8 protein-coding genes are annotated in these 13034 nt (G+C 47.3%); all 8 read right to left on the minus strand.

Annotation, left to right across the window (positions count from 1 at the left end):
• Positions 1–11: 11 nt before the first annotated feature.
• Positions 12–1319 carry an amidohydrolase gene (locus tag ACXAH6_RS10855; RefSeq protein WP_474876735.1) on the minus strand — a complete coding sequence of 436 codons (1308 nt, stop codon included), beginning with the start codon at positions 1317–1319 and terminating at the stop codon, positions 12–14.
• A gap of 5 nt (positions 1320–1324) precedes the next feature.
• Positions 1325–2473: an alpha/beta hydrolase gene (locus tag ACXAH6_RS10860; protein ID WP_474876737.1), complete on the minus strand. Its 1149-nt coding sequence runs from the start codon at positions 2471–2473 to the stop codon at positions 1325–1327.
• A gap of 31 nt (positions 2474–2504) precedes the next feature.
• A complete protein-coding gene (locus tag ACXAH6_RS10865) occupies positions 2505–2972 on the minus strand; it encodes an Lrp/AsnC family transcriptional regulator (RefSeq protein WP_474876738.1) in 468 nt (155 codons plus the stop codon).
• Entirely contained in the window at positions 2969–4855 is a 1887-nt protein-coding gene (locus ACXAH6_RS10870) for an MOSC N-terminal beta barrel domain-containing protein (protein ID WP_474876740.1), read from the minus strand. Before ACXAH6_RS10870 ends, ACXAH6_RS10865 begins: the two co-directional genes overlap by 4 nt.
• Before the next feature lie 37 nt (positions 4856–4892).
• Entirely contained in the window at positions 4893–7604 is a 2712-nt protein-coding gene (locus ACXAH6_RS10875) for a winged helix-turn-helix domain-containing protein (protein ID WP_474876742.1), read from the minus strand.
• 46 nt (positions 7605–7650) lie between these two features.
• Positions 7651–9396 (minus strand): amidohydrolase, encoded by a 1746-nt coding sequence (locus ACXAH6_RS10880; RefSeq protein WP_474876744.1) that lies wholly within the window; start codon positions 9394–9396, stop codon positions 7651–7653.
• Positions 9397–9454: 58 nt separating this feature from the next.
• A complete protein-coding gene (locus ACXAH6_RS10885; protein ID WP_474876773.1) occupies positions 9455–11521 on the minus strand; it encodes a TonB-dependent siderophore receptor in 2067 nt (688 codons plus the stop codon).
• 231 nt (positions 11522–11752) lie between these two features.
• Positions 11753–13033, minus strand: a complete 1281-nt coding sequence (locus tag ACXAH6_RS10890) for a cytosine permease (RefSeq protein ID WP_474876746.1) — start codon at positions 13031–13033, stop codon at positions 11753–11755.
• Between the last annotated feature and the right edge of the window lies 1 nt (position 13034).

Consider the following 13034-nt stretch of genomic DNA (forward strand, 5'->3'; position numbering starts at 1 on the left):
TGGGCTTTTTTTTATTTAGCGTTATTTTCCAAAAAGCCAAGTGCCAAGGTAGACAGTGCTTCAACGCCTGTGATTAAGGCCTTTTCATTCACTAAAAATTCAGGGCTATGATTAGGTGCATTGGCATAGAGAGGCTGGTTGTCTGCGCCTGTTCCTAGCATCACGAAGAACCCCGGAATTTCTTGTTGATAATAAGAAAAGTCTTCTCCCGCCATAATAATCGGTGCGGTTTCTAATTTATCTTCACCCAGTTCAGTGGTTAATATTGGTAGCATGGTGTTAACCAAACTCGGTGCATTAAAGGTAACAGGGGTGGCTGATACCACGTTAAGTTCGGCTTCTGCGCCGCTACTTGCTGCTGTAAGAGTGACGGTTTCGCGCAGTTTTTCTAGCAAGGACTGCCTTACTTCTGTGTCGAATGTGCGAATGGTGCCCGTCATCGATACTTTGTCAGAGATGATGTTGGGTCTTACCCCACCTTGAATCGTCCCTACGGTGATCACTGAAGGCGATTTGGTGATATCCAAACGTCGGCTTGGAATTCCTTGGATCGCCGTGGCGATTTGAGCCGCAGCATAGATAGGGTCAACCCCACCCCAAGGGGCAGAGCCATGAGTTTGTACGCCTTTTACATCAAGGTAAAAAGTATCAACTGCGGCCATAGTGCCACCACTGCGGTAGTACACTTTACCCGGTGGAAATGGCCAGACATGGAGGCCAAAGATGGCATCGGGGGCATATGGTTTATCAAACACACCCTCTTTTACCATCATGCGAGCGCCACCGTCTTCACCAGGAGGAAGGCCCTCTTCAGCTGGTTGAAAGATAAACTTAATCGCGCCAGAAAAACTATCTGTTTTTTCACTGAGTATTTTGGCAACACCCAAAAGAATTGCCATATGAGCATCGTGACCACAGGCGTGCATTACCCCGACTTCTGTTCCATTGAACAGTGTGGTGGTTTGTTTGGATGCGTAAGGTAAGCCGGTTTTTTCTGTGACGGGTAATGCGTCCATATCTGCGCGTAATGCCACCACTGGACCGGGTGCTCGCCCTTTGAGTATACCCACTACACCGTTGTGAGCGACGCCAGTTGTGACTTCAATGCCCAAGTCACGAAGATAGCTGGCAATGTATTCAGCGGTTTTATACTCTCTGTTTGAGAGTTCTGGGTATTGATGAAAATGTCGACGCAAGGTGATGACTTCATCGTTGACTGCCGATAGTTCATCTTTACTGACATACTGATTGGCGTTGGCAAAGGCACTGATCAACGAGAGCAGTAATGTGGGTAGAATGCTTTTTCTCAGGTCTTTCATTATGTTCACTTTGTTTGGCGAGGTTGAGTTTCTTGGTTCTGTTCCGATTGCGTAATTTCACTCAGCAGTAACTTAGCTGACGCACTTTTACCGTCGGATACTTCTAGTGCATGGTTGGCGTACAAGGCCGCCTGCGATAGTTCACCGCTTTCATATAACATCCAGCCTAATGCCGCGAATTTCCCCTTGGGAACGGGCAATGCAATGCCCCATGTTTGCCACAGCGTACGATAGTAGTTTTCAACCGCCGTTGGCCCTGCAAATACAAGGTTTAAGGGAACCTGACTGTAGTTAGCAAAGAGATACTTCAGGCCTAGGTAAAAAGTGGGTAGCGGAATGGTCATGTGCGATTCATCGGCAATGGTGTCAAAGCGATACGTAAAATGCTCGGTAGCACTGAGTTTTAAAGCCGAGGCGAAGCGCTTAGCGGTAGTATTCATCACAATCAGCCCATCGTTGCCCAATGCCGTGTGGTCGGCCGACCCCAAATACAAACGGCCATTCAGAGCTACGTTTTGGTGTATCAGGCTCTGTTCATATTGCTTAAGCGTTGTTTTTTCGTCCCACCAAAGGCTGGGGTCAATAGCCATGTAGCCCTGAAATACATCGGGTTGCGTCATCATGCTCTGTATCACCATTAACCCCGCAAGGGAGTGACCCACAAACACGCGAAAAGGCAGCGGGCGATAGGTATTATCGATATAAGGGATAAGTTCGCTGTCGATAAAAGACAATAAGTTGTTGCCGTTACCACTTGAAGAAAAGGAGGCGCGCTGTTTGCCGGTCCAGTCTGTTAATGCATTGCTTGGCGTGAGGTCTGACATACGCTTTGCTTGCGTGTGTATGCCCACAACAATTAAAGGTGGGATTTGATTTCGGCTCGACATTTCTTTACTGAGGGTGACGAGGTAATTCATATACCAATCAGCATCGAGTAAGTAAGCCACGGGGCATGCAGTATTGCCAGATTCACCTTTACATGCTTTGGGAATAAATACAGAAATGGCGCGTTTTTCTTGCATCACCTCTGAGTCGATGTCGAATGACTGCACTTCTTCAGCCTTGGCGAAAACACTCATCGCGCTCAAAAAAAGTAAGCTCAAGCATAGAAATGGCATGCGGTATTGGCGTGTCGGGTCGGCATTATTTTTCATATTGTTCTCGTGTTTGTCAGCCGGCTTCGGCTTAGGGTATGGGTAACAGTGTCGAGCTTTTGAGGTTTTCCATCATCAAAATGCTTTCTGATGATGCAATGTGCTTGATTGCCATTAATTCCTCACTGATAAAGTGGGAAAACGCAGCCATGTCTTTGGCGAGTACGCGCAGCATGGCATACTTTTCACCGACCACAGTCCAACACTCCAATACGTTGTCGTTGTCTTGCACAAAGCGTTGAAAGGCTCGCTTCGCTTCTGGCGTATCGCGATGCACGGTGACCATGACGATAGCGTTAAGCGTTAAGTTGAATTTTTCTGGTGATAATTGGGCACAGTATCGTTGAATATAGCCTAGGCTTTCTAGGCGCTTGATGCGCCTGTGACATTGTGAAGTCGATAAGCCTATATCTTCACCTATAGCCGCGGCGGTTTGGCTGGCATCGCGTTGCAACTGCCGCAATATGCTGATATCGAAAGCATCGAGTTTTTCCATCATTCGTCCTTGGCTAAGCACAAATCAGATTGAGGAATGCAACTGCATGTTAGAATGTAGTTAGCGGCTTTTTCAACGGCAGATAACCCGCCCATATCAGGCAATTGTGTGACTTCACCGGATACCAGTTTAACTTTACACTCGCCGCAAATACCCGCCCTACAATCAGAGGGGAGTGCTTCTCCGGCTCGTTCACATTGAGTGAGAATACTGGCTTTATTGTTGGCGTTAATCACTGTATCGCTATTTGCAAAGCGAATGGTAATGGCTTTTTCTTCCACGTTATTGACGAGGTTGGTCGCATCAGCGCCGCCAAAACTTTCAAAATGAAACTGCTCGGGGGGCAGCCCCATCTCTATCAGCAGCTCTTCACAGTGTTGCTTGAACCCGTTCGGGCCGCATAAAAAAACCTGTCGCTGCAATAAATCGGGAATTGAGGCTAGTGTTTCTTGGCTTATATGGCCTTGCAACATTGGCTTTGGTGGCTGACTGTCACGAGTTAAGGTGTAGATTACCTGACACCGTCCGTGTTGTTTGGCAAGATGCTCAACGGCTTGCTTGGCGACAATGTCGCTTTGTGTACGAGCACTGTGTAGATACACAATGTCGTTGTTTAGCGAGTCGGCAACCATGGTTTTCAGCATAGATAAAACAGGTGTTATGCCGCTACCCGCAGAAATAAGTAAAACCCGTGATACATCGGTTGCTGCTTGTAGTGTGAAGTGCCCACTTATATTGCGTACGTGCAAGATATGCCCAGCAGTAAATACGTCGTGCAGGTAATTTGATACGAGACCGTTTTCAACCCGTTTAACGGTGATGCTTACTTTTTCGGGCTGGGTAGGGCTTGATGATAAAGTATAACGGCGACGTATCGGCTCGCCGTTTACGTACACCGTGATAGCAATATGTTGCCCAGCAGTATAGTGCACGGGCATGCCGTCATACCGCGTAAATTCAAACGTTTTCACGTCTTGGGTTTCTTCAATTACCGAGGTACAAAGTAGCGTGAAGCCCGTTTCTTCTGGGGCTTGTAGTAATGCCGGTTCGCGCGGTTGAGTGTTGTCAGGGTAATAAGGCGCGGTGTTTGTTGAAAGTACCTCTACTTTGTCGCCGAGCCGAATATGACCTTGATTGAGTGCAATCAGGTTTTGACCAAACATAACGTCGCCGTTTTCCTGACGGCGAAACTGTTGCAAGGTTGCCAAGGGTTCACGCAATGGGTGAGGCTCAGCTGAACCTGGTGATAGAGTTGTCATTACGCAGCGTGCGCATCCAGAATGCACTTCAAAGTCTACATCGCCAATGCGGATCTGTTGCCACCCATCTTCAGCAAAGGGGAGGGTGTGATCGACAACCAGATTCGGGCGAAAACGCGACATACGCATAGGCACAGGAAGACGAGCGTTTAGCGCATCCAGTGAGCCTTGAGAGATGAGTAATAATGGGTAGCCATCTGCGAAAGACACAGGCGCATCGGTACCGTAAGCATGGCGTTGACTCTGCTCGCCAAAAAACAGTAGCTGACAGGGTTGGCCTAAAAACTCACTAAACCAAGCGTCATAATCACGATGGCAATGCTGCGCTGATACATTGTCTTGCCATACAGTGACGCCCTGATAATGAGCTGAAAACTGGGCGTAAGACAAGCGAATTTCAGGCATGCCGGGGGCGTGTAATCGTAAGCCTTGTTCGTCAATCACCGAGTGAATAAGAGCGAGTTTAGGCTCAGAACGCGCAGTGATAAACTGCCCGTGTTGATCGCTCAACACAAAACGGCGGTCGTAACGTAAGCCGGAAGGCTCCACCATACTCTGCGTTAACGCATTCCCCGTAATTGATTTTATAGGGTAGATGCTAATTTGACTTAATGTAGGTAACAACATCGTGGTGGTTTGGCCTTAACGCTAACAACGGAATTCTCTACTCAACCATGCCTTGTTCGCGAACAATCTGTACCAAGTCGTTGCGCTTGGCGACACCGAATTTGGCAAAAATGCCTTTTAGCCGGTATTTCACAGTATTAGGTGATATACCCAATTGCAGTGCGATCTTTTTGTTTGAGTAGCCCTTAATGAGCTCTTTTAATACTTCAATTTCTGCCTGTGTTAGGGCTTGTTCGTCGCGAAGACGTGTTTTTTCCCAAGCTGTCATGGCCCGTTTTAGGTCCACTAGAAAGCTATTGCGGTATTTGTCGGTGGGTAACAAGTTGTCAGCTTTAACCACCGTGTTAACCAAGGGCAATAACCAATGTGCATACTTTACATAGGTATGATGAAAGCCCTTAAATAACCCTATTTGCACAGCTTCATCGAGTTGCTTGGCTGCCTCTTCTGATGATTTATTATTGTGATGTGCAACAGCAATAAGGCAGTCGAGAGCAATAAGTTGCCGTAAGTCTCCCGCTTGTTCTGCCGCCTTTTGATGTGGCGTTAGCAACGGAAGGACTTGCGTATTTTGATTACTCGACAATTGGTACAAAGCAACACAGATAGCTATAGTACCGAGCATAAAATGAAATGGCTGCTGCGCTTGGGCCAAAATACTTTCCAGTTTAGCCACGATGGGTTGTGCTTCACTGAGTTGGCCATCCATGCACAGATAAAACACCGACTCACAATCAGCGAGAATTTCTAAACGTTGCAGGTGGCGAGATTTTGCAACCACACGTGCTCGCTGTACAACAGACATCACCTCATCAATGCCACCATGATGCCACGCTAATGTGGCGGCGATTTCATAAGCGCTGGCATACAGTTCAAACCAGCCATCGGCTTGTTCGATAAGGGATAAGGCGTTATCGAGTTGCTCTCCTGCGGCCTCTATTTGCCCTTGCTCTAATAATAACTCAGCATGAAAAATAGTGTTGTGAGCGGCTAAGTCGGTGTTTTCACCAAGGCGAATTGCAATTTCACGATGATTTTGCTCGGCGATGGTACGTGCTTCGTCGAGCCGACCTTGTGCAACACAAACTTGTAACTGTTTAAAACGAATGAACATTTCACCATACAAAGAATGTAAAACACGATAATGACTGGCCGCATCTGCACAGGCTTCATGGGTTTGACGGTAGAGCCGTAAGCCATAACATTTTGATGCTAATGAGTCTGACAACAAGGCTTGTAGCAAATGATCCTGACGAGGGAATTGTGCTTTGAGATGGTGAATTTGTTCTATTTCTTCCAGCGTAACTTTGTCATCAGCGTAATCTGACAAGGTATTCTCTATCACCTGGTAATCGATAAGCTCGGCTGGCCCCCAATGAGATGTATCTTTTATGTCCAATTGTTGAAACACGCGATAGGCGTCGTCAATATGCCCCTGTTTTATCAATAATAGAACTTCTGCTAATTGCAGCGTTGGAAAGGTGGCGAGAATGTCAGTGGGTAGCTCGTTTAGTTCACGGTTAATCAGGTTCATTCTGCCATCCATCACCAACCGCCAACCACCGGCTCTATCGAGAATACTGGCAACCAATGTTGCGTCGTTGGCATGACGAGCGTGATACACCGCGCGACGTATATCGCCTTGTGCTGCTAACCAATCGGCAGCTTTGCGATGAAGAATTTCCACTTGATCGGGCTGGTGTTTAGAGAGTGAATCGCGCAAGTATTCTAAAAACACAGCGTGATAGGTGAACCATTGGCGGTCATTTTCCAACGGCGATAAAAACAGGTTGCGTTCGTAGAGTTTTTCTAACAAAAGCCAACTGTCGTTACGGCCTGTAACTACTTGAGCAATTTCACCGTTCACTCGGTCTAATATTGCCGTTTGAAGCAAGAAATCTTGTTCTTCTGGGGGGAGATCGAACAGCACTTGCTCACTTAAGTACCGTGCCATGTCGGTGGTTTTTCGGCTGAAATCAGCAATGAGGTCGACACGGCGATGGCTGCCGTTTAGCCACAGTCTAAGCATTTGCAGCGCCATGGGCCAGCCTTCAGTGTACTTATGGAAGTTAACAATTTGCTCCATGTACTCCTGAGTTACTGATTTATCCAATAAGCTCACGGCTTCGTCTACGCTAAAGCGCAGGTCATTGGCGGTGATTTCCAATAAATCGTCGTGGGCGCGTAGGTTCTCAACATCGAGTTGTGGCCGCCAGCGTGACGCAACTACCATGTGAACGTGTTGAGGAATATGGCGGATCAGCATGCGAACAAAGCGATCCATATCATCAGATTGCACTCGGTTATATTCGTCGATAAATATCACCAAGGGCTTTGTTTGGCTTGTCAGCGCATTAATAAACAGGGTGGTGAGGACTTTAAGGGAAACTTTCTCATCCACTCTGCCGATATTGGTTAATACGTTTTGTTCGAGGTAACCGGCTTTAATACATGCACTGATCACATGCACTAGAAAAGCCGACACGGCCGCTTCCTCTTCTTCCAAGGTCAACCATGCTGTGCAAACCCCCGCTTCTCGTAGTTGGCGCAGCCATTGACCAAGCAAACTACTTTTGCCATATCCCGGAGCAGCGTGCACCAGTGTTAACCGACGTTTGAGTAAGGTCTGGGTTTTGTGCAGCAGCCCGCAGCGGTTAATGTACCCCTTGCGATATTGCGGCGACAGTTTGGTTGCGACCACCTCATACATGGATAAAAGTGTCTCGTTGTTGGCGTCTTTCGTTGCCATGTAAAGTCAAAACCTTCATAAATAAGCGCATTTATTGCTGACCAATTTATAACGTTTTAACACTACCGTGAACCGCTTCGCCGCGAAACAGGGTGAGTAACACCTTTGTTTTTGCAATTTGGTACACAGGAACCGCAAAGATATCTTGGTCTAATACCACGAGATCGGCGTCTTTTCCTACCGTAATAGAGCCAGTGCGATCATCATTGTGGTTAACATAAGCCACTTTCAGGGTATAGGCCTCAATCGCTTGTTCTAGCGTAACGGCTTCGGCTGGAATTAGCGGTTCAGCATCAGGCTGGCCCGGCGTACGTCGTGTGAGTGCAACCTCAATTCCCCAAAGTGGGTTAGCAGATGCGACCGACCAATCTGAGCCATACACCATATCGCCACCTGCGGCTAATACACTGTGAGCGGGGTAAACCGATTTCATTCGTTCAGGCCCCACACGGTTTGCTGTGAGTTTCATGTAGGGGTCCATTGTCGACCACAGCGGTTGAAAGTTAGCCATCACGCCTAATTCCGCAAATCGTTGAATGTCGGGCGCGGTGATAAATTCAGTGTGGGTGATTTGGTGGTGGTTGGCTGTTGTGCCATTTTGCGCTTTGGCATAAGCAAATGCATCGAGCGACATTCGAATAGCGCGATCACCAATGGCGTGAATCATGACTTGATAGCCCGCTTTATCAAATCGCGCCACAACGGTATTTAATTGTTCAGCGCTCATAGTCGGCTCGCCGCGAATTTCTGGCGCGTCAGCATAAGGAACAAGCATTGCGGCAGTGCCTTGGGCGATAACGCCGTCAATCCAAATTTTAAGCGTGTGATTGTCAATGTAATCACCTTGCACTTGTTCGGCTGCGGCCATTAACTGAGGAATTTGTTCAAGGCCTACATCGTTATTCCACTTCACGGCAACTTCGGCATTAGTGTGCAGTTTGTTCGCGTCTTGAAGTTGGCGATACGCATTGATAATTGGGCTGACTCCAGAAGCATTAACCTCAACACCAGCGTCGAGAATATTGGTAATGCCCAGCGTATTGAAATGGTTAACGGCATATTCAATCGCATTGGCTAAATCTTGTTGGGTGGGCGGAGATAAGTATTGGCTGACTAATGCCATTGCACTTTCCTGCAGTCCACCGAGGAGTTCACCTGTTACCGGATCGCGATCAATTCGGCCGTTGTACGGATCAGGTGTATCTTTTGTAATACCTGCCATTTTAAGTGCTTTAGAGTTTACCCACAGGCTGTGGCCTCCGGTTGAACGAAAGACGATAGGTCTTTCTGTAGAGATGGCGTCTAGCAGTTCTTTTCGTGGAATACCATCGGGAGGGAAAAGGCCCGGCATCCAGCCTACACCATACACCCAACGGTCTGGCTCAGTTTGTTCCACACAAAGGCGTGCAATGCGAATGTAATCTTCGACACTTTCTCCGTCGTGCATCGCACAACGAGCGTGAGCGAGGCCGCCGTAAACAGGGTGAACATGGGCATCGCCAAAACTAGGTAATACACGTTTGCCCTGAAGATCTACTAGTTGTGTTTGTTCACCTGCCATTGCGAGCATGGCTTGACTCGCACCAACACCAATAATTTTCCCTTGTCTGATCGCTATGGCCTGAGCTTCGGGAACGGCTTGATCTACGGTGTATATTTTACCATTGTAAAATACCGTATCGGCCTGTTGTAATGGGGCTTGTTTACTTTCACAACCGCTCAGTGTACTTGCGATTAGACACAGCATGAGTGTCGATTTAACTACGTGGCGAAAAGGCCTAAATACATTCACAAAATAACTCCTTCATACGGCTATGCCAGCTGAACGTCGAGTTCAGCTGGCATAGTGATTAAAACTGACGGCTAACCGTTAGCATGATGCGGCGGTCCATTCCCGGTGAACAAAAACCGGTGGTGCCTAAACCCCAAGAATCAGAGCACGTGGCGTAATATTCTTTGTTGAATAGGTTAGTCACGTTAAATCGTGCACTCCATTGCTGATAAATTAAATTGGCAGACATATCGACTTGAGTGACAGACGGCGTGATAAAACTGTTTTGTGTATCGGTTTTATCGCCGACATAGCGCACACCAAAACCGGCATTCAGAGCAAAATCTGACTCGTTAATAAAGTGATTCATCAGCCAAATTGAAGCTAAATCTTCAGGTACATTACCCGGGCGTAATGTTGGCTCACCAGGGTTGTCATGCACTTCTGAGTCGGTATGACTGTATGACGCGCTCAATCGTAATGAGTCAAACAAAAAGGTCGATGCTTCAATTTCAAACCCTGTTGATTTAACTAAACCAGCCTGAAGCGTATTTTGAATTTCTTCTGGGTCGGCGGTTAGGCGATTGGTTTCTTCAACATCGTAATAAGCCACAGTGATCAACGTACCCTGATTGGGTTGGTATTTAATACCAATCTCAGTTTGTTCACCTTCTTGAGGCTCAAATGGTACACCATAAAAGTCGGCACCGAACACGGGCTGATAAGATTCTGAATAGCCAATATAAGGTGAGAATCCATAACCAATATCGGCTACAGCTCCAACGCGCACGGTGGTTGCGGTATTAGGCTCTTCGGCTACATCGTTTAGCTCAGAGGTCGATTTGTCACGACGCACACCTAAAATAAGTGATAACCACTCGTCGTATTTAATCTGATCCTGAAAGTAATAGCCCAGTTGGGTACTGCGTGTGTTGTACGCGTTGAGTATTTGGGCATCAATATCTACGTGATAATCAGGATTGCTGCGGTCTAGGTCGGGAGCGCTTCCCCAGCCTTCGCCACGTTCCTGTTTAAACTCTGTGTAGTCAATACCGAATAAAAGCTGATGCACAACATCACCCATTTCTAGGGTGTAGCTCAAGTTGTGATCTGAATTCAGCACATCGTATTGTTCGTCCAGAATATAGTATGAGCGAGAATAAACCATGTTTTCTGCGTCGGGCAGCAAACCATAAACTTCGGCGTAGTCAGTGTCTTGGGTGAAATACCGAGTGCGGGTGGAGTATGACAAGTTATCACTAAAATGATGATCCAACATCAAGGTACCAGAAATGTGTTCGGTATCCATGTGGTTGAAGTCTTTGTCACCAGCGAAAAAATCAATCGGTGGGCGTTCGGCTGTAAAGTCGACACCGTAGTAGGTGTGCGTGCCCATATCATCTTTTTGGTATAGCCCCAAAACGGTTAGTTCGGTATTTTCTCCAATAGCCCAAGAAACTGAAGGCATAGCAACAATACGGTCGTCAGCTTGGTCTTCTGGTTGTAATTCTGCGTCTCGAACCACGCCAACAAATCGGCCGGCTACGTTATCACCGAGTGCGCCAGTAACATCGGCCATCACCTGTTTGCGATTATCTGACCCAATTTGTACGCCAACCTCACCGCCAAAGTCGTAACGGGGAGTTTTACTCACTGCGTTGAGCAAGCCACCGGCACTTCCTGCGCCATAGAGTACGGCTGATGGGCCTCGCAGTACTTCAGCGCGTTCCAAAGTGAACACTTCCATACGGGCACCGTAGATAAAGTCGGGCATACGGTTGAGGCCATCCAGATATTGTACGGTTGAAAAACCTCGGGAAGAAAAACTGTCGTATCGCGCATCAACGCCATTGTCTTCGGTGCTGACACCGGCGGTATAGCGAAATACGTCTTGAAAGTTTACCGCACCCATCTCTTGGAGTTGCTCAGAAGTTACGATACTGATGGACTGTGGAATATCGTTAAGATCAGCGTCGGTTTTGGTTGCTACACGAGCTGAAGTGGCAACCACTTCGATTTTTTCTATGTCGCTGTTATCCGTTTGGTTGGTTTCTTGTGCATGCGCCACACCAATGGCCGCGCCAGTTGCTGCGCATAAACAGCCTAGTTTTACAGCTTTGGAAAGTGTCGTATTAATGACCTTCATCACTAATATCTCCCTGAATATAATACTTGTTATAAGTAAGCGCTCACTACACGTTATTGTTTTTTTTAACAATGACTGTATAAAACACTGAGGTTTAAGTTGTTCTCAAAAACGCCGAATCGATACGGCTACATCCAGTATATTGCTCCCAGTGCACCGTCCAACCGTTGTGATGGGTAACTTTGTAGTAATATGGGTAATCGACTCACGGCAACGGGCACAGAAATGGGGCTAATGGGCTTTGCGTTGACCAAACGGTCGAACAATTAAGTACAACACTGTGGCGACTAACGTGGCGTCAATGGCGGGGGCAGTGGTCAGCGTAAACCAGTTGTTCATTGATGCTAGTGCGACCGCCGAAGAAACTATCCATGTAGCAATACTCAACCAGTGCACAGACGGCCCGTACTGCAAACGGGATAGGTCGTAGCCTTGTTTAAACTCCATAAAACAGTCAATCACGTATATTGCCGCGACGGGCGGTATGATCACACCAAGGATCAGCAAAAATGGCACGAAGGAATCGATAATTCCGATAACCGCGAATGCGCCCCCAATCAACGCGCCCACTAAGGTGAAAATCCAAGGTTTTACTGATTTAAACGTAGCGGCCAAGCTCAGGCTATAGGAGTAAAGGTTCACCGAGTTAGCGGTCCAGGTAGACAAAATTAAAATTAACAACGCTGGTACGCCAAGTCCAAACTGACGAATGATGTTCATAATGTTCACGTCATCAACTGCCATAGTAGGGACAGCGGCAAGCAAGGTAAGAAGAGGAATGGCAATGGGGAATGATAAAAACATACCAAATGCCGCCTGACGGTGAGTGGTGATAAAGCGCGACATATCAGGCATGGCCACTACGGTCAGTAGATTACTTCCTACCAATGTTGAAAGTGCAATGCCGAAGGTCATCGCCACATCGGGCGTGGCGTCTTCTGTTACTATGCCAAACTTGCGTAAACTCATCACAAACACGGTAATAAAAATCACCATCATGATAGGGATCGCCCACACCGCGAGTTTGTTGATTGCGCCGAAGCCATAAATGGTGGTGATCGCCATGAAAATACTGCCCACCATCACTATGACGCCAAATGGTCCAACCCAGTCATACATCTCTGATATCGCGGCGACCAAAGCACTGCCGAAAAATGATGCATTTACACCAAACCACCCCAAATGCACGATCGCCAGCATGATGTTTACAATCACAGCGCCTTTTAACCCGAAAGAAGACTGTACCAGTACATAGGTGTTTAAGCGTGAACGAACACTGACTATTGAAGTGATCGTACCCATAATACACAGGATCACGCCGGCCCAGAATGAACACCAAAGGGCGTCGATTAAGCCGAGTGCGCTGCCAACTTGCGCACCATTCAGAAATGTCGACAAGCCCACATTAATGCTGATGATAACGATGGCTACGCGCCAACCTTTTATCGTTTTGTGTTCAGGTACTTGTGAGTCTGAATAGTTGTTAACGCCACTTTTTGTTTCATCAATCATC

This window comes from Alteromonas sp. ABE4_545 (assembly GCF_056161325.1).